Origin of the sequence: Bacteroides caecigallinarum, from assembly GCF_021531075.1 — a bacterium.
Lineage (GTDB): Bacteria > Bacteroidota > Bacteroidia > Bacteroidales > Bacteroidaceae > Phocaeicola > Phocaeicola caecigallinarum_B.
This window is the reverse complement of the sequence record NZ_JADYTJ010000002.1, coordinates 1-21,626: the sequence shown is the minus strand read 5'-3', so window position 1 is coordinate 21,626 and position 21,626 is coordinate 1. Positions and strand designations below refer to the sequence as shown.

The 21,626-nt window shown below is 39.1% G+C and carries 18 protein-coding genes; 8 read left to right on the top strand and 10 right to left on the bottom strand.

All coding sequences use genetic code 11. The annotated features are described in order from the left end of the window. Positions 1-348: 348 nt before the first annotated feature. The 8 genes from I6E11_RS00820 to I6E11_RS00785 all read left to right on the top strand — a co-directional run bounded on the left by I6E11_RS00820 (position 349) and on the right by I6E11_RS00785 (position 9,706). Positions 349-813 carry a DUF3408 domain-containing protein gene (locus I6E11_RS00820; protein ID WP_235335963.1) on the top strand — a complete coding sequence of 155 codons (465 nt, stop codon included), beginning with the start codon at positions 349-351 and terminating at the stop codon, positions 811-813. A 224-nt stretch (positions 814-1,037) separates the two neighbouring features. Next, positions 1,038-1,412 (top strand): plasmid mobilization protein, encoded by a 375-nt coding sequence (locus tag I6E11_RS00815; RefSeq protein ID WP_235335962.1) that lies wholly within the window; start codon positions 1,038-1,040, stop codon positions 1,410-1,412. Further along, positions 1,409-2,338: a relaxase/mobilization nuclease domain-containing protein gene (locus I6E11_RS00810; RefSeq protein ID WP_235335961.1), complete on the top strand. Its 930-nt coding sequence runs from the start codon at positions 1,409-1,411 to the stop codon at positions 2,336-2,338. The genes I6E11_RS00815 and I6E11_RS00810 overlap by 4 nt, the downstream gene beginning before the upstream one ends. 49 nt (positions 2,339-2,387) lie before the next feature. Then, positions 2,388-3,155, top strand: a complete 768-nt coding sequence (locus tag I6E11_RS00805) for a hypothetical protein (protein WP_235335960.1) — start codon at positions 2,388-2,390, stop codon at positions 3,153-3,155. A gap of 4 nt (positions 3,156-3,159) precedes the next feature. Beyond that, positions 3,160-4,362, top strand: a complete 1,203-nt coding sequence (locus tag I6E11_RS00800) for a site-specific integrase (RefSeq protein ID WP_235335959.1) — start codon at positions 3,160-3,162, stop codon at positions 4,360-4,362. Between the two features lie 240 nt (positions 4,363-4,602). Continuing rightward, on the top strand, positions 4,603-5,265 hold the full coding sequence (locus tag I6E11_RS00795) for a DNA methyltransferase family protein (RefSeq protein ID WP_235335958.1): 663 nt from the start codon (positions 4,603-4,605) through the stop codon (positions 5,263-5,265). Beyond that, entirely contained in the window at positions 5,255-6,793 is a 1,539-nt protein-coding gene (locus I6E11_RS00790) for an Eco57I restriction-modification methylase domain-containing protein (protein WP_235335957.1), read from the top strand. The genes I6E11_RS00795 and I6E11_RS00790 overlap by 11 nt, the downstream gene beginning before the upstream one ends. Positions 6,794-6,796: 3 nt before the next feature. Next, a complete protein-coding gene (locus tag I6E11_RS00785) occupies positions 6,797-9,706 on the top strand; it encodes a GIY-YIG nuclease family protein (protein ID WP_235335956.1) in 2,910 nt (969 codons plus the stop codon). A gap of 75 nt (positions 9,707-9,781) precedes the next feature. On the opposite strand, the gene I6E11_RS00780 is transcribed toward I6E11_RS00785, so the two are convergent. From I6E11_RS00780 to I6E11_RS00735, 10 genes are all read right to left on the bottom strand, one after another. Beyond that, the gene (locus tag I6E11_RS00780; protein ID WP_235335955.1) at positions 9,782-12,304 is read right to left on the bottom strand and encodes a S8 family peptidase; all 2,523 of its coding nucleotides are present in this window, start codon (positions 12,302-12,304) and stop codon (positions 9,782-9,784) included. Beyond that, positions 12,304-13,263 (bottom strand): AAA family ATPase, encoded by a 960-nt coding sequence (locus tag I6E11_RS00775; RefSeq protein ID WP_235335954.1) that lies wholly within the window; start codon positions 13,261-13,263, stop codon positions 12,304-12,306. The genes I6E11_RS00780 and I6E11_RS00775 overlap by 1 nt, the downstream gene beginning before the upstream one ends. Before the next feature lies 1 nt (position 13,264). Then, a complete protein-coding gene (locus I6E11_RS00770; RefSeq protein ID WP_235335953.1) occupies positions 13,265-13,489 on the bottom strand; it encodes a helix-turn-helix transcriptional regulator in 225 nt (74 codons plus the stop codon). A gap of 213 nt (positions 13,490-13,702) precedes the next feature. Next, the gene (locus I6E11_RS00765) at positions 13,703-14,815 is read right to left on the bottom strand and encodes a site-specific integrase (protein ID WP_235335952.1); all 1,113 of its coding nucleotides are present in this window, start codon (positions 14,813-14,815) and stop codon (positions 13,703-13,705) included. 483 nt (positions 14,816-15,298) lie between these two features. Beyond that, entirely contained in the window at positions 15,299-15,481 is a 183-nt protein-coding gene (locus I6E11_RS00760) for a hypothetical protein (RefSeq protein WP_022510850.1), read from the bottom strand. Between the two features lie 43 nt (positions 15,482-15,524). After that, positions 15,525-17,309, bottom strand: a complete 1,785-nt coding sequence (locus tag I6E11_RS00755; RefSeq protein ID WP_087384155.1) for an HsdM family class I SAM-dependent methyltransferase — start codon at positions 17,307-17,309, stop codon at positions 15,525-15,527. 3 nt (positions 17,310-17,312) lie between these two features. Continuing rightward, positions 17,313-17,897, bottom strand: a complete 585-nt coding sequence (locus I6E11_RS00750) for an HNH endonuclease (protein WP_087384152.1) — start codon at positions 17,895-17,897, stop codon at positions 17,313-17,315. A gap of 3 nt (positions 17,898-17,900) precedes the next feature. Continuing rightward, complete coding sequence (locus I6E11_RS00745; protein WP_087384149.1) at positions 17,901-18,533, bottom strand: hypothetical protein; 633 nt, start codon at positions 18,531-18,533, stop codon at positions 17,901-17,903. A gap of 2 nt (positions 18,534-18,535) precedes the next feature. Continuing rightward, positions 18,536-20,839 (bottom strand): ATP-binding protein, encoded by a 2,304-nt coding sequence (locus tag I6E11_RS00740; RefSeq protein WP_087384146.1) that lies wholly within the window; start codon positions 20,837-20,839, stop codon positions 18,536-18,538. A gap of 34 nt (positions 20,840-20,873) precedes the next feature. After that, the gene (locus I6E11_RS00735) at positions 20,874-21,071 is read right to left on the bottom strand and encodes a helix-turn-helix transcriptional regulator (protein WP_087384143.1); all 198 of its coding nucleotides are present in this window, start codon (positions 21,069-21,071) and stop codon (positions 20,874-20,876) included. Positions 21,072-21,626: the final 555 nt, after the last annotated feature.

The following is a 21,626-nucleotide window of genomic DNA, read 5'->3' as shown; positions in this document are numbered from 1 at the left end:
TTTTCTCTGTTCCCACTGCAAATAAAAGCAGTAGAAATCATACTGCAATGGATTTTCAGACCGGTGACGATGCGTTGCCAGGAATGACATCATGTTACATATCAACTGCATACAATGAGCCTTCTTTATAAACGGAATCCGCTTGAATAATCCGGTATGGAGAAATCACTCCGGCAAATCACGGCAGGCAGCACCGACCGCCCAATCAGTATTGTGCATAGGGTAACATAATTGCCACGGTATCTCCATTTGCTTGATTCTGTTCACTATACACATTTCCTTTGCTCACGACAACGAGTCAAGGTGCGCACCGAGACCAGTGAGTAAACCGATTAAAATCAAAAATGTATGGTAACAAAAAAGAAATTGACCAAAGAAGAATGGGAGGCTATGACAGGTACGGACATGTCACTCATACTCCCGTCAGATGGCAGCATTGAGACTGCCCGTGAATCATCCTTGAATGATACCGGGAAAGAAAAGTCTGAAAGGACAGTAGAACAGACCGATACTCCATCCGAGAACCAGCAACCATCAACCGGAAAAGAGGAAGCAGTTCTCTCATCTCAACGTCGTATAAGCAGCAGGCAAAGGAAACTTTCCTTGGACGAATACCGGAAGGCCTTTCTTCAGGTTCCGAGAATCGAAGACCGCAAGCCCGTGTTCGTAAGCGGCGAGGTACGTGACAGGCTGGACGAGTTTGTCCGCAGGTTGGGAGGACGTAAAATGAGCGTTTCAGGACTGCTTGAGAACATCGCCCGGCAGCATCTTGAAATCTACTCGGAAGACTTCGAGCAGTGGAGAAAACTGTGATATTTTCCGGAATGACAGACTTACTGACTTCAAGTATCATAGCATTCAGACAGTCAGCAGCCGCCTTGGCGGAGTAATGGACAAAACTTCAGTTTTGGGAGTTAGCGAGGTTATCTTTCGGGCATCCCGAAAACCTCGCTCCACTCCCGAAGAGTGGAGGCAATCCGCTCCCGGTGGTCGCAGATTGTGAGAAAAAGAATAATCAAAAATCAAACGAAGAAAATATGAATGACAGAAAGAAAAACAGACCGAGGGGACGTCCCCGGGTAAGCGGAGTGTGCAAACTCAGCAAAGCCGTTACAGTGAAATTCTCCAAAATAGACTATGAACGATTGTGCCGACGCAGCAGGCAGGCTAACCTCACGCTGGCGGAATTTCTCCGCATATCAGCCTTTGAGGCGACGATAACAGCCAGGCACTCTGCCGAGGAAACTGCCGTCATACGCAGTCTTATGGGTATGGCAAACAACTTGAACCAGCTGACCCGTCTGTCCCATCAGGCCGGATTCCACCGTACCCAAAGGACGGTGACGGAACTCCTGCAGAAACTCAAGGAGATTATAGTCCGGTACAGGTACGGAGAAAGGAGGCCGTCATGATTGGCAAGATCAAGAAAGGGAAATCCTTCGGCGGCTGTATCCGCTACGTGATGGGCAAGGACAACGCGGAAATCATCGACTCCGACGGTGTACTGCTGGGAAATATCCGGGAAATAACGGACAGTTTCAACTACCAGCGGGAGCTTAATCCGAAGATCAAACAACCTGTCGGGCACATCGCATTGAGCTTCAAGGCGGAGGACAAGGCACTGCTGACAGATGAATTTATGGCTAAAATAGCCCGGGAATACATGGAGCTGATGGGTATAAGGAACACCCAATTTATTCTGGTAAGGCACCATAATACGGACAATCCGCACTGCCACCTGGTCTATAACCGCATCGGATATGACGGCAAGGTAATCTCTTCCCAAGGCGATTACAAGCGTAATGAAATCGCCACGAAAGTGCTTAAGGACAGGTACGGGCTGACATACGCCGAGGACAAAGGCAAGACTAACGTGGAGAAACTCCATGCTTCGGAGCGTGTGAAATACGAAATCTTCAATGCCGTCAAGGCGGCTTTGAAGCACTCCGGAACATGGAAAGAGTTCAACGATTACCTGCTTCGCCGGGGCATCAGGCTGGAATTTGTAAAGCGCACCAGGGAGATAAAAAAAACGGAGGACATACAGGGAATCCGGTTCACCAAGGATGGACAGACCTTCAAGGCTTCGCAAATCAGCCGGGAGTTCAGCTTTGCCAAGCTGAATGCCCGATTGAGCTGGAACCCCTCGGAATCCCGACAGGAATCCGAACGAAAGGTGCAGCAAAGGATACCGGGCGGAGGTCATCTCCTCGAAAGTACGGGACCGAGACTGTTCAGTCCGACAAACGGCACCGCCTCCGAAGAGCCGTTACCTCAGGAAGAACTCTTGCGCAGACGCAGGAAGAAGAAACAAAAGAGGAAAGGATTCGGATTGTAGTCCGTCCTTTCCCATTCAAATTATTCATGAACATTAAAATTGCAGGAATATGAAATTGGAAGAATGTATCGAGAGCATCTTCGGATGCCTGGAAAGAATCGAGAACAAAATCAACGGGTTGTCCATTCCCTTGCCGGAAGGTAATAGCCCGACAGTTAACAATGAAAAGGATGAGTCCGTGCTGAATGAAGTCCGGAATGGTCATGAGACATTTCGCAAATTGTTGGTTCGCATGTGCGAAGGTCTTGCTGCCATCAAGAACGATATGGTTTCCATGGACAGGAAAAACTCGTCACAGGAAAGGCTTGGACAGGTCTTGTCGGAAATACGAAATGAACAGCGTCAGCACCAGGAGAAAGTGGAAGCCCTGTTTTGTGAGACCAATGACACAATCAGGAAGAATGCCGTCAAGACAAGCAACATCAACCATCATTTCAGCCTGAGCTTGGAATCCCCGTACATTCTTGGGAGTTTTTCCGTAATGTTCGCGGCAATCGTGGCCCTGTCCGTGGCGCTCTATTTTTCGGCAAGAACAGATAACGAGCAGGCCGATAATGATCTGAAGTACCGTTATGTCAAGATGAAAGGAGAGGCTACCCCAGAACAACTTTTGGAACTTGAGAACCTCTTCGGCCCGAACCGGAACAACGAACGGATAAAACAGATGCGTGAGGACGTGGAAGCCTACGAGGAAGCGGTACGGAGAAAGGCCACCCTGACCGAGCAGGCACGGCTGAAGGAACAGGCCGCGAGAGAACTGGACAGCAAGGCGAAGTCCATCAAGGACAAGTCTATTACGGACGGACCTAAAAAGTAAGCCCATGGCCAGTGTCAAAGTGAAATTCAGACCTTCCACCATAGAGGGGAAAGAAGGTACCATCTATTATCAGATTATCCAGAACCGTGTAATCCGTCAGTTAAAGACGGATTACCGGATATTTACGAATGAATGGAACGAAGCTGGAAGTTGTATCATTGTCGGCAGCTCGGAACGAAGCAATCTGCTCCTTTCCTTGCAGGAACGCATGGAGTGGGACTTGAAGCGACTGGACATGATTATCCGACAACTGGATAACCGGAAAGCCGGATATACGGCAGATGATATTGTCGCTTCTTTTCAAAGCAACACAGAGGGACAGTCGCTTTTCAACTTCATGCAGGGCATCATAGCCCGTCTCAAACAGATGGGCAAGATACGCACGGCTGAAAATTATTCCTGCACCCTGAAAAGTTTCATGCAGTTCAGAGGGAACAGGGATGTTCTGCTGTCCGAAATTGATTCGGATTTGATGCAGCTTTATGAAGCCTACCTTCATGGGAAAGGGGCCGTACGGAATACCAGTTCATTCTACATGCGTATCCTTCGGGCGGTATATAACCGTGCCCTGGAAAAGGAATTGATGGAACAGCGCAATCCTTTCAGGCATGTCTATACGGGAGTGGACAAGACCGTCAAGCGTGCCGTTCCCTTATCCGCCATCAAACGTATGAAGAATCTGGATCTGTCCTTACAGCCTAATCTGGAATTTGCAAGGGACATGTTCCTGTTCAGTTTCTATACCCGTGGCATGTCGTTCATAGATATGGCTCACTTAAAAAAGAAAGATCTTCTGAACGGATTTTTATCGTATCGCAGACGAAAGACCGGGCAGCAGCTGGTTATCAGGTGGGAAAAATATATGCAGGAGATTGTCGGCAAATACCCGGAAGACAGCCTCAGTCCTTATCTTTTGCCGGTATTGAAATATCCTTTTAAGGATACGCACAAGCATTACAGGAATGTTATGTCCGGAATAAACCGAAACCTGAAAGAAATAGCCAGACTGGCCGATATATCCGTTCCTCTGAGCATGTACTGTGCCCGCCATTCATGGGCAAGCGCAGCCAAAGGCAAGAACATTCCGATTTCGGTTATCAGTGAAGGAATGGGACATGATTCCGAGGCAACCACACAAATTTATCTGGCCTCATTGGATAATTCCGTAGTGGACAAAGCTAACGAACAGATATTAAAGGATTTGTAGAACCATATGAAGTGTTTAGTAAAACAATCACATTCTACGTAAGAGAGACATAATTTACTGCGAAATTACTCAAAATATAGCAACTGTTACTATTTAAGAACCAATAAAAGCATATTGCAATGTTCAAAAACATAGAATTGTTTATCAGATTTGAGTTTTGAGACTTAAATAACAACTGATAACCAGGATATTCCATCTGTCATACTACCTCTTACGTAGAGGGATTTAGTAAGATGGAATATGAATCAGATAAAGTCTAAAGAAAGAGTTGCACAACGAGGTGAAGTATTCACAGCAGAGCGTGAGGTAAACGCGATGTTGGATCTTGTAAAAAATGAGTGTTTGAGACCGGATTCCCGATTTCTGGAACCAGCTTGTGGTGACGGGAACTTCCTTTCTGCCATACTCAGACGTAAACTCGCAGAATTAAGAAGAAAATATAAGAAGAGCCCCCGTGACTACGAAAAGCAAGCGATCGTAGCCATAGGCAGTTTGTACGGTGTAGATATAATGAACGACAATGTATATGCTTGTCGTGAACGCTTATTCTCAATTTGGAATGAAGAATACACCGACCATTGTAAAGCCGAGGCTTCGGACGAAGCTCGTCAAGCGGCTAAGTTTATTATCAGCCGAAATATCATCAACGGAAATGCGCTAACACTGATGTGTGTCGATGCTGATGGTAACGATACTACAGCCCCCATAGTCTTTTCAGAATGGACACTGATCGGTGGTACTCAGATGCAGCGCTCTGACTATACTATGTCAGATCTTCTTCTTTACAACGATAATAGTGACGGAAACCTCTTTGCCCTAACAGAAGATCAAAAAGAAGAGGGCGGCATATTCTTAAGCAGATATATCACTCACTATAAAAAGGTTCAGGATTATGGAAAATAGTTTGTTTCAAAATGTATATAATCCTGATGTGCTGTCTTGTATTGCAAATCTTAGCAATGATGAGGTGTTTACCCCACCGGAATTGGCTAACAAGATTATTGATATGCTGCCGCAAGAGTTGTTTGAAAATCCCGATACGACATTCCTTGATCCTTGCTGCAAAAGCGGTGTGTTTTTACGGGAAATTGCCAAAAGACTGATAAAAGGGCTTGAAAAACAAATTCCTGATCTTGAAAAACGTATAGAGCACATATTTTCAAAGCAACTCTTTGGTATTGCTATTACAGAACTCACGAGTTTACTTTCTCGTCGAAGCGTTTATTGTAGTAAATATCCGAGTGGAGAGTTTTCAGTGTATCAGTTTCCTGAAGAAAAGCCTCAAGGAAATATAATCTTCCAACGTATTAGACATACTTGGAAAGATGGTAAATGTATCTATTGCGGGGCTTCGAAAAATGAATATGATCGTGGAACGGAACTTGAAACCCACGCTTATCAATTTATCCACAACTTAGATATACACAAAGTATTCAATATGAAATTTGATGTGATTATAGGCAATCCACCTTATCAAATGAATGATGGAGGAGGAGAAGGCAGCAGTGCCACTCCTATATATGATAAGTTTGTTAAAAACGCCATAAAGCTTAATCCTCGGTATCTAACGATGATTATTCCTGCAAGATGGTATTCAGGTGGTAAGGGACTTGATAGTTTTAGAGATGAAATGCTGAATGACAGACATCTACGCATAATTCATGATTTCCCAGAAACATCTGATTGCTTCCCAGGAATTAACATTCGTGGCGGAGTGTGTTATTTCTTATGGGATAGGGATCAAAAAGGGGATTGTCTAATTTACAACCATAAAGGTAACATTGTTACATCTTTTATAGAAAGACCTTTACTTGAAGGTAATTCAACAACTTTTATCAGGTACAATGAAGCTATCTCTATCTTAAATAAAGTACGCAGTTTTAAAGAAGAAACAATGGATAACCGAGTGCAATCGAGGTTGCCGTTTGGAATACCTTCGAATTTTGAAAATTATGAATTAAAAAAATCAAGCAAAGCAAATATAACTCTATTTCGTAGCGATAGAAGTAAATCTTCTCAGAAACAAGTATTTATAGAACCACGATATATAACTAAAAATATTGCTTGGAAAGACAAAAAGAAAGTATTGGTTTCAAAAGCTAGTCCTGGTGGAGATGAATATCCCCACAGCATTATTTCTACTCCATTATATGCAGATGTAAATACAGTCTGCACAGAAACGTATTTGATTGTAGATTTTGTTAATAACAAGATTGAAGGTCAAAACCTTATTTCATATATGACCACAAGGTTCTTTAGATTTATGATGTCCCTAATAAAGAATACTCAAAATATATCTAAAGGCGTTTTTGCATTTGTTCCTATTCAAGATTATTCTAAATCCTGGACTGATGAAGAGTTGTATGCTAAGTATGGACTAACAAAAGAAGAAATCGCGTTTATTGAATCAATGATACGACCAATGAAGTAATTTATGGAAAAAAACTTCTTCCCCCAACGACCTGCTGTTACTCCGACAATATATGCCTACAGATTGCCTGAAGTAAATTCACATAAAGGATATTTGAAAATCGGTTATACTGATCGTAGTGCTAAAGAACGTATTGAGGAACAGCTGCACACGAGTAAAATCAAGTATGAGATTGTATTAGTGGAATCAGCAATGGCTAATGACGGTTCTTGTTTTACAGATAAGGATATACACAAGATTCTTGAAAACAAAGGTTGTCATCGATTGAATCCTCTTGATAAAACCGATGAGTGGTTCAAATGTTCAGTATCTGATGTTGAAGCAGCTATATTATCCCTTCGTGCAGGTTTGGAAAATAAGGAGAACAGAACGCAAGATTTCAAAATGCGTCCTGAACAGTCTCGTGCAGTAGAACAGACTAAAAAATATTTTGATCAAGCTCTCAAAGAAGAACCTGGCCACACCCCAAAGTTTTTATGGAATGCCAAAATGCGTTTCGGGAAAACATTTGCCAGTTATCAGCTGGCAAAGAAAATGGGTTTATCGCGGATTTTAATCCTTACATTCAAACCTGCTGTAGAATCGGCTTGGAGAGAAGATCTTGTATCCCATATCGATTTTGAAGGATGGCAGTACATATCCAATAAAGATGCCCGCAACAATAACCTGAATATTGACCAAGAGTTTAATCGTGCGGATAAATCAAGACCTATTGTCGTTTTTGGTTCATTTCAAGATTTGCTTGGCACAAACGAAAATGGAGGTATAAAGACCAAGAATGAGTTTATCCATTCGACAAATTGGGATTTGGTAATATTTGACGAATATCACTTCGGAGCCTGGAAAGAGAAAGCAAAGGAATTGTTTGAAAAGGAAGATGAAGAAAATGAGGTAGATTTTGATGCGGAAAAATATCAGAAAGATGAAGCGAGCAATGCCATCAATGAAACATGGCTTCCTATTTCAACACGATATTATCTATTTCTCTCAGGAACACCATTTAGAGCCATCAATACCGGAGAATTTATAGAGGAACAGATCTTTAACTGGACTTATTCTGATGAACAGCGAGCCAAAACGGAATGGAAAGGTAGTGGTAATCCATATCTGGCCCTGCCACGAATGGTAATGCTTACTTACCGTATGCCTGATGAAATACAGGAAGTAGCAAAGCAAGGTGAATTTGATGAGTTTGATTTGAATGTGTTTTTCGCAGCAGAAGGCAAAGGGGCAAATGCCAGATTCAAATATGAAAACGAGGTACAGAAATGGCTGAATCTTATTCGTGGCTCATACCTCCCGGCTAGTATAGATGATATGAAGTTAGGACAGGATAAACGTCCCCCAATGCCATTCAGTGATATTCGATTACTCAATGTACTTTCTCATACACTTTGGTTTTTGCCTAATGTCGCATCTTGTTTCGCTATGGCAAATCTGCTTGCTCAACGACAAAACAAATTTTACCACGATTACAAAGTGATAGTATGTGCTGGAACTGCAGCTGGTATTGGTTTGGATGCCTTGTATCCAGTTTTGGCAAATATGGGGGATCCACTTACAACAAAGACAATAACGCTGACTTGTGGCAAGCTGACAACAGGTGTTACGGTGAAGCCTTGGACTGGGATATTCATGCTCCGTAATTTGAAAAGTCCGGAAACATATTTTCAGGCAGCATTTAGAGTTCAAAGTCCATGGGAAGTAAAGGATGAGAAGGGAAGACGTATCATAATGAAAAATGAATGCTATGTTTTTGACTTCGCCCTTGACAGAGCCTTGCGACAAATAGCTGATTACAGTTGCAGACTGGATATCAATGAATCCAACCCAGAGGCAAAAGTCGGTGAGTTCATAAAATTTCTTCCTGTGCTGGCTTATGATGGAAGCAGCATGAAGGAAGTTGATGCACAAGACATCTTGGATATCGCTTTGGCTGGAACTTCGGCTACGCTATTGGCAAAACGATGGGAATCAGCCCTGCTTGTAAATGTAGATAATGATACGCTGAAACGTTTGCTTGCGAGTCCTGAAGCCATGAAAGCCTTAATGAATATAGAAGGCTTCCGTAACCTGAACAATGACCTTACTACCATCATCAATAAATCCGAGGCCGTCAAAAAGGCAAAGAAAGAAAATCCCAATCCAACCCCAAATGAGAAAAAGGAAATTTCTGACGAGGAAAAGGAAATGAAGAGTAAACGCAAACAGATTCAAGAGAAACTGATAAAGTTTGCTACTCGTATTCCCGTATTTATGTATTTGACCGACTATCGTGAAAGGTGCCTGAAAGATGTCATTACACAGTTAGAGCCAGGACTGTTCAAGAAAGTTACAGGTTTAAGTGTCGAGGACTTTAATATGCTATGTTCACTCGGTGTATTTAATGCACCGCTGATGAACGACGCTATCTTCAAATTCAAACGCTATGAAGATGCGAGTCTGACATATACTGGTATCAATAGACATATAGCAGACGAAGTAGGTGGCTGGGATACTACCATCCGCAAGGAACAGTATGAAAAACTCTTCTACAGTCAGCAATCCTCAATGACACAGGTAGCTTCTGATTCCTATTCAAAAGGTACTGAGATAGTCAATAAAAAACAAACTGAACAAGGAACAACAAAGGCCTTACAACCTCATTCTGTACCAATTGTCCAATCTCGGTCTGTAAATGAGCTCACTACTGCGAAGTCACCATCTGTGCAATCAACGAAAGAGGATCGTAATCTCAAAAAACGACTTGAGAAATTAGCGGTTGACAGTACTGTAGTTCATAAGAAGTTTGGCAAAGGAACAGTCGTAAAAATCAATAAAAATGAGAAGTTTATCTATGTCAGATTTGCATTAGGAGAAAAGAAATTTATCTTTCCTGATGCATTCCAAATGAGATTCTTGGAGGTGAAATAAATACCGTATTCGTCAAAAGTTGTAGGATTGTATAATATAGGCGTTCACTTCAGTTGAGAATGAACGCCTATATTTTTAGTCGTTTATTGGAATTTCCACCTCAATAGGAGTATGAATGATTGCTTCGATTTTGGTTTTTACAACATTATACATGTCTATATCTTCAATAGGCGTATCCAATGAAACAATTAATGAATATCTTAGTTTATTATTGTATTTCTTTAAATTTTTACGAGTTTTCCACCAACCTCCAATCGGATATACAGCTATTAAATTACATGTTGATAATTGGGCTGCTGATAACCTTAATTCATCAGAGTGAATTGAACCTTTATTCCTATTATCAGCACCAATTAACCACCTAGCAGAATCATTCTTTCCACGTTCTTCATTTTCTTCGGCTTCAATTGCCTTGTTGATTCTTAATTTAAAGGCCCTCTCGTCTTCATCTTCTCTATTAACATCAAATCGTAATCCACATGAAGCGTATCTGTATTTATCTTTCCATCCAATTTCCCCAGGAGCTGGTTCAATAAAATATGATAATGTAATTTTCATCGAGACATCTACTTCCGCTAAATCCTCTAAAATTTCATGTGGCCATGGGAAATTAAAAAAATGCATTTCATTTATCTTGGCATCACTATCCCTTCTTTCTTTGATAAAAGGTTGAATAACTTCTTGTGCTATAAAAGTTAAACCATTTCCATAGCTAAAAAGAGCTCTATCTTCCGATGGTACTCCATAACCACAATGTCGCAACCTATTTTCCATTCCCTTCCGATTATTTGCGGGAAATTGTTGTTCCATGCATTGTGTCCATTTTGCTGAATGGACAATAATCCCTCTAATGCTTTCTGCCCATAAGCCTGGATATTTAGCTTGGAGTTTACCTGCAAAATTCAGAGCTAAAGCGGTTGCTGCACTAGTTGCATTTATAGAATCAAAATAACCATTAACAGCATAATTCTTGCTCGTAGTTATTAATTGAAGGGCCTCACTTTCTGAAAAAGGTATTTGATTGTCATTAGTTTTGTATAAATTACCTCCTTCAAATACTACTTCTGGTTTTATCAATGATGATTTCTCCCAAAGTTTAGACGTACGAGTAAAAGGACTTATTCCTCCACTTGGAGCAACTCTTTGATATCCTTGCAACTCTTGATTGTTGGCAGCAACGATATCTGTATAAGCACCTATTGTCATACAATTCCAAGATTGTGCAGGATTTTGAATAGGGCGCAAACAATTTCCATTTGGATATTGTCTTATTATTTCTTTATCAATTCCGTTTATATCTCTAATATTCCCAGCAGAAACTAGAAATAATTTACCATTATGGCCATTGTTATATGTGATTTTATCAATGGAGCCTGACCAAGATGAAGGTCTACCGTTTTCACAATCTTCAGCAGTTATTGCCATACAATAGCATATAGGTTTGTTTGGAAATGTGACATCAGAAATCGCAACTGCCTGTTCTGTCAAATATCCCCAAGCTTCTTTGGGATTTTGGGTATTATATGGAAAGATTTTGATGGATTCAATGTAATTATGAATTGGAACAATATTATTATGAGCTAGAGCCTTTGCCATATCTCCATACACGACAACTCCACACATACAGGTCCCATGCCCATTTCTATCCGCATTACCTTCTCCAACTACCGTTGCACAATGCTCATCTTTAATTACATCAGCGAGAAGAGGATGTCCATTATTTACACCTGTGTCTAAAACACAGAGAACAGAATCGCAATTTGGATCAACTATCGTTCTGTTTCGTAAATCTTGAACCCATTCGTTTTGTTCACTACGATATTCTCTAAATAAAAAATCAGTTAAACTTCTAGCACATCTAATTTCTGCCAATTGGTCAGAACTTTGCAACAGTTTTGTAAGAATTGCTAAATTTGCTTTTATTAGAATTACAGATCTTTCCGGGAATATGAGTATAGAATTTTCTTTATATTCTATTTGTAATGTATTTAGAATTCCGATAAATGCATCATGTTGATTAGATAATTCCTCAGAATCACTAGTACGTATCCATACCTCATACCAATCAATATTATTGGTAGGAAAATCACTAATATTATCAGTCCATAAAGCTTTAAGCAATGCAATATTAATACTCTCAATACTACGGAAAAGTTTATCATTCTTAGGCTTTCCTTTTGATGTGTTTTCGTGTGCGTACTTGCTTAGTTTAGCCACAAACTTATTTTCTTTTCCGTGAGGGATAAAAACAGTAGCAAATGTTTGTTCGCCTGTATTTTCATCACAAATTGTTCTTACATTCAGTAGTCTTATTCCTGATTGTTGATCCTCTAAACTTTTTGTAACTAATTCATGAGCTGGAGCACCTGAGAATTCCAAATAAGTACCAGTTCTGGCAGGTAAAGAAACCGCTTCCATTTCCATCTTGATACGCTCATTTTCAGAGTGAGCTGTCTCTAGTTGATGTTGCAAATTCTCAGCATGAGTTCTCCTATCTCTGACAGGTATCGCAGGAGAACTACCTCCATTACCTCTTGGAGAGTATTTTATTGATACTTTAATTTGCTCAGGTAAAATGATATGACTGTACTTATCCATTATTCAGCACTTAAATTATAAGCAGATTTTCTTTCCCGTATTGTTTTTACTACTAAATCAAATTTTATAGGTAAATCGTATATTACAGATGTTTTTATTACATCTAAGCAAGCTTGATTTATTTCTGCATGACTCAATGAAGTAAGTTCTGGTAATAAATCTTTTATTTCCTTATTGCTAAGATTCCCATTTAACCGATTTTTTAGAAGTTGTAGTTTTTCATTATCGGTAGGTAATTGATAACGGATAACATCATCAAAACGTCTAAAGAGAGCTTGGTCTAATAATTCCAGATTATTTGTTGCAGCTATTATTAAACTATCAGAATGATCTCTTTCTAAAAATTGTAAAAAAGAATTTAGGACGCGACGCATTTCTCCAACTTCATTATCTTTACCACGTTGACCACCTATAGCATCGAATTCATCGAATAAGTATACAGCAGGAACATCTTTTATGAAATCAAATATTTGTCGTAACTTAGCACTTGTTTCACCCATATACTTAGTTACAATTTTATCCATAAGAACAACATAGATAGGTAACCTCAATTCGTTTGCAATTATTGAAGCTGTCATAGTTTTACCAGTTCCTGGATTACCAGAAAGGAGTATTTTACGACGATTCTCCAAATTGTGTTTGAACAACTTATCCTTATATGTAAATTCATGGATAATTCGCTCAATTCGTTCCTTTATCTGAGGTGAGACAACCAAATCCGACAACCTTTCTTGTGGGTAAATCTCCAAAAAAAGACCTTGAAGATTAGAATCTATATTCTTCAATCTGGGTTTATTATTTTTGGATGATTCAATAATCTTGCGAATGTCATTGGCAAGATTAGTATGTCCTAATCTTGCTTCATGTGCAGCAATTTGCAATGCTATGGTATTGAATTTTTCATTGTTTTCTTCAAAATGACTTTTAACAAGCATTTTTAGTTGATTCGCTGTTGCCATATTATTGCAGATTTACATTATTCATTCTTTTAATATCTTCTTTTGAGTATAGAAGTTCATCTACTTCTACTTCTAATATTGAAGCAATCTTATATAAAGTCTCAATACTTGGCTGAGTCCTATTTTGAACATAAGAATTCACCATATTAAAACTTTTGCCCAATTGTTCCGCAAGCCATTTTTGTTTTATGCCTTTTTGGGCTAGAACCATCTTTATCTTATTCATGCTTCTTGATTTGGGATTATATCTCATATTTAAGTGCAAATATACCAAATATTATGGGATACTTTAAGGTTTAACTAGTAAAAACTCTATGAGGTTGATTGATTTATATTTCTAACAAATTCATTTTCTGCAAAAAAAATTGTATCTTTGTATCATATATAGCGTTCTTTTGAATAGTGCAAAATAATGCAGAGTATAGAACTGTACTCGTTTCTAAATCGTTACCTGTCGCGAATCCCAATTATGCAAATGGCTTGCTTTCAGCGAGAAAGAGAAATTACCATATCTTGAGCAATGAAATGTCACCCTTTTTCTTATATGGCAGATGTCGGCAAGCTCTTTAAGGTAGGCATTGCTTTTCTGGTTCGAGATGGTCGGGAATAGGTATTCCGATTCGCCTTTTCTTATGTAAAAACTTGCTATTTTCTTGGCTTGGGGAAGGAGAGGGATGAATGCGGGGTGGTTGGTCTTGGTCCTGTACAGATGGATATACATGCTTTTGTCAGAATCTGAAATGATTTGATCCTTTCTCAACCGACAGATGTCTGAGTAGGAGATGCCTGTGAAGCAGCTGAAGATGAATATGTCACGGATGGAAGCCAGTCTAGGAATATCCAGCCGCTTGCCCATTATTCTTATTATTTCCTGCCTGTTCAGGTATTGTTTCTGGCTTTCTTCCTTCTTTATTCGGTAAGTTGAGAACGGATTGGTCAGGATAATTCCGCACCGGTATGCCCATAGGATTCCTTTTCTTACCATACTCATCATCTTGGCTGTTGTATTGATTGATAGCCTGCAGTCAGTCCTGAAGAAAAGTTCTAGTTCGTATATCATCTGCCGGTTGAACTGTTCCAGTGGCATATCTTGTCTGCCCATTTTCTTGCAGAATTCCTCAAGCCGCCTGTAGACTAGTTTATGTCTGTTGGAATGGGACATGCTGATTTGTCCGGCATGTGCCAGCCTGTCCGCATCTTTTACCTGTTTGTCAAACAACTCTAGAAGGGAAGGCGGATTGGTTCCTGTGGCCATGAAGCGTTGTTTCAGCATGCTTGCCGTAAGCTGTTTTCCTTCTAGTTGGGCCTGTCGGTAATGATGCTGCAATGTGGAACTTACTTTGTCCAAGTATGCATTGATGTCGTGTGCTTCTGGATTCATGTCGGAAACACGCCTGTTCTGTTTGTCCCAATGCTCCTGTAGGATGGACGTCTTCAGACTTACATCTGCGGCCTTGTTGTTGACTATGATGCGGAGCATGATTGTTGACTTGCTGTCTTTTTGAAGCTTTCTACGTTTCAGATAGAAGTAGATGGAAAAACTATGTCTCATAAAAAATAAATATTAATTGTGTCCATATCACAGACGGATGCATAGGACACGGATAAGACATAGATTATGGTTTTGAATGGAATGTAATTGTTGATTATTAATAGTTTTAGATTAAATGAAATAAGAGAAGAAAATAAAGTAAATATGTAGTTTTCAGATATTTGTTTAGGTCATAGAAATAGGTTCGGATCCGCTTGGGGCCCGAACCCAGATCCCCAATCTGCCTTGGAGTAATTGGATGGTATGTAATGTGTTTATTATCAAATGTTTGCATCTTTGTAGTTCGGCATTGCTTACAAAAATAGGTTCAATTCCTACATTATTTGCTGGTGAACCTTGTAGGATATTAGCATTCAACCAGATACATCAGACTGCTAAGTGCGGACTTTTCAAATAACCACCTCTTTTCATCTGCATCAGAGAAGAATTTGACGTTACGGAGGTAGTGTTCTTCGGCTCGCCGGAATGGACAGGAAAAGTCGGTTATTTCCGTTCCTTTGGGGAAATCTTACATTCCGCAGTTTTAGCATGTCCGTTTACATAGGTACGGGCTTCTTCACGGAATCTTTCACGTTCCGATGTTCCAAGTTTGCCGAACTGGGAATCTATGAGTTCGTCGATGTTTGTTAGACCGTTTTCTTTTAGAATTTTCTTTTCTGTATTCATCTTAAAAAAAATAGCTTAAAAAGCTTATTAGAGTTTTTTTATACTATGGCACATTTCTTTTTTTAATAGTAGGAATACAAAAATTTTTAATATCAACTCCACTAAGCGAATAGTATCCAGTTGAATATGGTTTTGCGTTCTTGACAAGATAGCTCCAAAAAAGATCACTATCAAGAACGCTTTTCAAGACTTGCAACTTTTCAAGGTCATCGCTAACAAATGCAACGCCATTGTATAGCATCAGGTCTGCATCATCTTTCAAAACGCAATGAAGAGGCTTGTTTGCGAACTTCGGAAAGAATAATTTATATCTTGGCATTATGAGCGACTGAGTTCTACCATAGGCATACCATGTGGGATACTTATCTGTCTTGCCTTTGTCACGTGTAGCGAGTTGTTTGCGTTGGGATAAAAGATAAGTATAAGTATAAGGAAAAATGGTCTTCATGACTGACTCCTCAATAATTGTAGCTCGCCCTTCATTAATACAGTATGGGAAAATCAATTTCTCGATAATGCTTTCGAAAGAAACCTCCGAATTGAGTTTGTTGGAATTGATGACATTTCTACATATTGCTTTTTCTATAGGGTAGCGTCCATCTTTAGATTCCAAATAATAATAGTTATCGTCCTCTGCGACAGGTTTGAATATGTAAGTCTTGTTACTAAGTGTAGCTATACCGTGGCGAGACTGACAATATTTGCCAATAGGAATTCCTGTGGACTCCATTTGGCGTACTGCATCAAAATCATTGAGACTCCACCCTTTTTTGTTATCAAGTTGATCATATAAGATATTAGTATATTTGGGTGTTACGTTTAAATCTCCATTCTCATTAACGGCATAATGTAGTGTATCTGATGCTTGATTCTTTGTGAGGAAGAAAAGACATGTATATGTACTTTTCTTTTGAAAAATCTGATAACCACGAAAATCCAATATTGAAATATCATGAATTCCACGAGAAAAATAATTCCGTACAGCTCTACCATTGACTGAGCGGATAAAACTATTCATTGTGATGAAGCCCAACTTTCCACCATCATTAAGCATTTCCGTTGCTATTTGGAAAAAAGGAATATACAAATCTGGATGTCCAGACAGACAAACTTCATATTGCAACATCTTTTCCTTTATGATAGCATCTACATTGCGCGAACAAACGTATGGCGGATTGCCAACAATAACATCAAAATGCGTGTAAGTCTGATTCCATTCCGCTGTGTTAAAATCTAGTGTATCTGCTTGAAGAATATTGAAATCAAAGTCTAAATCCTCATTATAAAGCAAGGCTAAAAGTGAAAGCAGGATTTTTGTCCTTTCCACAGAATACTCTTGGACATCAATCCCATATATTGATTCTTGATAAATATCACAAAATGTCCTCCCTGTATTATTGCGTAGAAACAATGCAACATCCATTAAAAAACCACCACAACCACAAGCGATGTCTGCCACACGAACATGTTGCATTTGTTCATTTGGCATTGTATTTAAGCAAGTTTCAATGATCTTTTTTCTTACAGACCTAGGTGTATAAACGGCTCCTGTTACAATACGGTCAGCTGGCGAAACGACAAATTCAAAGAGACTAATCATGTCTTCTATTGTCATTGGTGTAGGATGGAAATGGCGAATCTTTGATATAAATTCCTGCAACAAGTCAAAATCTTTATCATCCTTGTCTATGAGCAATCCTTTTATAATATGATTATTCTCAATCTTCAGATCACTAAGCGACACAAAAGAAGACACGAACAGGCGATTAACTGTCCGTGTATCTGTGAGTTGTTTTCGTTTAAGATATGCGAAAATTTGAGAGTTCATTGATTAGTCAAATTTTGGTTTTCCTCTTAATTGTTCCTCTAGGTTGTGGTATAATCTATTCAGTTTTTCTTTGGCTCTTAGTTCCTCCAACGAATCAATGTTCACTTCATCTAATTCTTTAAGCATAATTTTAATTTCTTCTAACTTCCATCTCACTCGGTGAGCAGGATTTCCAAAATTAAGTGCAGACCACATCCAATCACCAAGATCAGTAATTGAGTGTATAGAGCCATCTGCCAGTCTCTCAAATTGTGCTGCGTAAGCATCATCGCAAGGGTCTATGAAACCTTGTTTCCCATCGTTATGTATATTCTCATCCCCCGTAGGCCACTTTGCGCGTTTGGAATTATTGCAAGATCGGCATGAATAAACCAAATTAGAATATTCTGTAGGAGATATGTTCACAAGGCTCTTTTTAGGGACAAAATGATCAACCTCATAATAAGTATCCCTAAAGAACTCATGATCCCCACAATAACCGCAGCGTTGATGAAAATCTTCGCGTAGCAATGGCTTATATTCGTTATGAGTCTTATATACTGGTACTGATTCTCGACGAGCAGGGGTTATTTTTCTGAAATCTGACATAGTTTACTTCTTGTGTAAATCAACAATACTTTGGGCGACTTTCAACAATTCCTCTAATGTCTCATTTGATTTGCTTGTAATCAAATCAGCATGAACGCTATTATCCAAATCCAACTCTGACAAGTAAAGTTCAGCCTCAAACCTTGCGACCGACTCTTCATTTGTCAAGTTCTCTCCTTTGGAAACTTTATCTTGAAGATGTTTAATTATATTTTCAGCCGAAGCCTTACGACTATTGTAATTATTTACATTTGCCGTAATAATACTCTTTAGCTTTTCGTACTGATTTGCATCAGTAAATAATTCTTTACCACGGATTATTTGGGCTTCTTTACACTCTATTAATGCATTACTCTCAAATGATGTTATAATGAACATTGGTAGATGTTTGTTGTGACGATGAAGTACATGTATCACATCATCGCCAGTATATGATACTACCCCTGTATTATTCAAGCGATAATCAATTAATACAGCTTGTGCATCGAATTCGCATATCTCCCGCCAAATATCTTCTATATTTTGAGGCATAGATTGTGGAATGTGAAGCTGAAAGTCGTTCTTCAGTACAGAATGAGCTTGTGACTGCCAGCCCTCATCTTCATCTAAATAGACTAATCTGATTTTATCGTTCATAATTATTTGATCTTAAATATTGTTCTTATTCCAAAGCCTTTCTCAACAGGCAGTAATGCAATCATTGCATCCGGATATTTGCTGATAATGCCTTTCGCGATAAACAATCCCATGCCAGTGCCAATCTTATTGTTCTGATTATCCACTATAGATGTCTCGAAAGCATTAAAAATAACATCTGGGGTATTTTTATATTCTTGAGAAAGTCCGATACCATTATCAACAAAATCTATTACAGCATATCCATGGTCATTGCTCACACGTACTGAAATCGTTTTATTCTCTTCCTTTGAAGTGAGGAATGCAGATATGGAATTTGTTACAAAATTATTGAATATACTATCCAAATCCATTTCGAATCCTTTTAGGAACGTACCATCCATGTTTATTAATTGGAGATCAATATGTATCAATTTTCTTAATAGGATAGGCTTCCATGACTCAATAAACAAAGTAAAGTAATTCGACAAATCAATATCTACCCAATCCCTTTTACTTCGACGTATTGAGTTTAAAGAATAAAGGAGCCAATTATAAAGTTTCTCGTCTTCTGCTTTCATGTTTCTTAACTCCTGATATGGATTGTCGAAACGCATTCCTTCAAACTGTTTTTCTGGTAGATATTGCAGAAGAATATTCTTAAGCAACTCGTTTCTCGGTAAAAGACGAAGCATTACGCTTCGGAGTTCATGGGTAAATGTAGCAGAAGATATTCCCATACTCGCCAGTCCACGAAGCATTGAAAGTTCAGCCTCCTTGTCACTGAGTTCTGTCTCCAAAGACTTATAATCAGCAGCAAGAATCTTTAAATCTTCTGCTTCTTTCGACAAATTCTCATCTTTAGACTCAAGAGCCTTATTGGCAATCTCCTTTGCTTGTGCTGTCTGTGGATGTTCTTCTTTGTACAGTTCCGACAGATTGTACATGATGGTATTACGATCAAGCTCGAAAGCCGAGATTATCTGCAACAACAGATTTTTAAACAAAGCGAAAACCGCATTTTCTTGAATACCCTCTCGACTTGATTTATCCTCGAAAGCCGCATTTGTCAATCTTGAAATCTTGACGACACCAGCAATCTGATTGGGACGGATTCTATAACCGCCCATTTTCTGACCGGCACCACCAGGACTCTTTGCCTGTCTGCGACCTAAACCCAACCAATCATCCCCGTTCTCTCCGTACGGACGGACACGGAACTCATCGCGATAGATACGCACACCGCCAAACCTGTCAAGCCAATGAGTACGGGCTGATTCATCAAATAAATTGTATGGATATTTTTGATTCCCATCCTTGTCTCGATCATCCTTTAACGTATTTTTTAGAAAGAAGAATGTAAATCCAAATTTCCCGACCTGCTCTAGCAGATTAGCATCAACCTTTTCGTTTATTTGAATAGTTTGAGTGATTTCTCTTTTTTGAAAATCCTCTAAACGAAATGGTTCTACTTTCATTGCATCTCGCAGAAATACTTTGCTGTAAAATGTTTCAAGTTTAGAAAAGTTCAATTCATTTCTCTCAATCTTTATCTGTATTTCACGACCTCCTTCATACTGAGCAGAAATTTTATAGTCATAATCCTCATACTCCATCGGATTAACCTTTCCACTCCACTGCAAATCATGCATCTTGTACAGATACAATTCAAAAGATGATTGTAACTCTGCGGGGATGAGCATCTCAAGGTTCTTCAACAATCCATTCAGAGCATCGTCATTCCAATCGTCATTCAGATGGGATATACAAAGGATTGTTCCGTGAAAATTTTCAGAAACTAATTTGTCATATATTGGCAATCTGTTAATGCCATATTCATTAAGTTTACTTGCCAAATAGTCAATAGTAATTTCTTCTAAGTTTGCTTCTACATCCGAAAGCACACGTGCTTTATCAAACTTTTTCCAATCAACATTCCACACATAACCTTTGCCAAACTCGTTACTAGCAAAAGACAACATCTCTGCAGAAGTCCCTAATCTGTTCAAAGCAAATCGACCAATACCTTTTGCCCCACTTTTAACACGCTTTTTATTTGAAGAACGGGCATTGAGAAGCTTATCATCCGTGCCAATTGTCATCCAATGCTTGATGATAATTTCATCTGTCATTCCTGAACCATTATCAATTATGAACAGTTTGGATTTTACATTATCTTCTCGGATATCTGCCACTACTACACAAGTATCCGCATCCGCGTCATAAGCATTCTTTACCAGCTCTATAATAGCTCCTTCAGCATTGGCAAAGTTCTCCATACCAATAAGATGCGCTGTTCTTGCTGATATCGCAAATGGAATTTTCATTGTCGTACGTTAAATAAACTTGAAAAGATATCTCTCAATCCACAATAAGTTCGCTTAATTTCACGTCAAGCAGAGTCGCAATCTGGTTCATGGTCTGCAAATCTGGTTGTGACTTTTGAGAGCACCATTTGCTCACTGTACAAGTTGACTTACCTAATTTTTCCGCAAGCCATTTGCTTGTCAGGTGTTTCTCCACTAAGACAACCTTAATTCTATTCAAGTCTTTATTCATAGCTGTAAATCTAATAAATTAAACTATCACGCAAATTTAATGAAATATTTTTTATTCCTCAAAGCGTTGCTATATTAAACTCAATTTATTTGATAAATGGATGTTACAAGTGAAGTACAGCTTGATTACATTACATAATCTCATCGTTCCTTTCCTCTTGGTAGCTACATTCTTGAAAGTCTGATTGGCATTAATAATGTTTATCCGCTTGATTATCCAATATAAATCATTAACTTTGTAATGTTGGAACAAGGCAAATTCCTATCGGAAAAACATAGAAATGAAGCAGGTGCAGAGCTGGGTGCTTTTTATGGAAGATTCTTATAACAGACTGAATATCAGTTTTGATTAAAGACTCCGTTAGTCCCGTACGCACCGCTTAAGAGGGTGTGTCAAAATGCATGCCCTCTTTTTTTATGACAAAGCCCCGACTTTCCCAAGCCGAGGCTTTGTTATGTCCTAAAGATTTTGTATCTTTAAGCATAATCAAAACTAATATGGCAAAGATACATTTTCGTTCTTACAATCCCAACCAAATCGTCCTTTTTCCTCAGC

Coding starts and splice junctions, on each gene's coding strand:
- I6E11_RS00785 (WP_235335956.1), top strand. CDS start 6,797: ATGGAAAAAAACTTCTTCCCCCAACGACCTGCTGTTACTCCGACAATA.
- I6E11_RS00750 (WP_087384152.1), bottom strand. CDS start 17,897: ATGTCAGATTTCAGAAAAATAACCCCTGCTCGTCGAGAATCAGTACCA.
- I6E11_RS00760 (WP_022510850.1), bottom strand. CDS start 15,481: ATGAATACAGAAAAGAAAATTCTAAAAGAAAACGGTCTAACAAACATC.
- I6E11_RS00815 (WP_235335962.1), top strand. CDS start 1,038: ATGAATGACAGAAAGAAAAACAGACCGAGGGGACGTCCCCGGGTAAGC.
- I6E11_RS00735 (WP_087384143.1), bottom strand. CDS start 21,071: ATGAATAAAGACTTGAATAGAATTAAGGTTGTCTTAGTGGAGAAACAC.
- I6E11_RS00765 (WP_235335952.1), bottom strand. CDS start 14,815: ATGAGACATAGTTTTTCCATCTACTTCTATCTGAAACGTAGAAAGCTT.
- I6E11_RS00755 (WP_087384155.1), bottom strand. CDS start 17,309: ATGAACTCTCAAATTTTCGCATATCTTAAACGAAAACAACTCACAGAT.
- I6E11_RS00800 (WP_235335959.1), top strand. CDS start 3,160: ATGGCCAGTGTCAAAGTGAAATTCAGACCTTCCACCATAGAGGGGAAA.
- I6E11_RS00805 (WP_235335960.1), top strand. CDS start 2,388: ATGAAATTGGAAGAATGTATCGAGAGCATCTTCGGATGCCTGGAAAGA.
- I6E11_RS00770 (WP_235335953.1), bottom strand. CDS start 13,489: ATGAATAAGATAAAGATGGTTCTAGCCCAAAAAGGCATAAAACAAAAA.
- I6E11_RS00775 (WP_235335954.1), bottom strand. CDS start 13,263: ATGGCAACAGCGAATCAACTAAAAATGCTTGTTAAAAGTCATTTTGAA.
- I6E11_RS00745 (WP_087384149.1), bottom strand. CDS start 18,533: ATGAACGATAAAATCAGATTAGTCTATTTAGATGAAGATGAGGGCTGG.
- I6E11_RS00820 (WP_235335963.1), top strand. CDS start 349: ATGGTAACAAAAAAGAAATTGACCAAAGAAGAATGGGAGGCTATGACA.
- I6E11_RS00810 (WP_235335961.1), top strand. CDS start 1,409: ATGATTGGCAAGATCAAGAAAGGGAAATCCTTCGGCGGCTGTATCCGC.
- I6E11_RS00780 (WP_235335955.1), bottom strand. CDS start 12,304: ATGGATAAGTACAGTCATATCATTTTACCTGAGCAAATTAAAGTATCA.
- I6E11_RS00790 (WP_235335957.1), top strand. CDS start 5,255: ATGGAAAATAGTTTGTTTCAAAATGTATATAATCCTGATGTGCTGTCT.
- I6E11_RS00740 (WP_087384146.1), bottom strand. CDS start 20,839: ATGAAAATTCCATTTGCGATATCAGCAAGAACAGCGCATCTTATTGGT.
- I6E11_RS00795 (WP_235335958.1), top strand. CDS start 4,603: ATGAATCAGATAAAGTCTAAAGAAAGAGTTGCACAACGAGGTGAAGTA.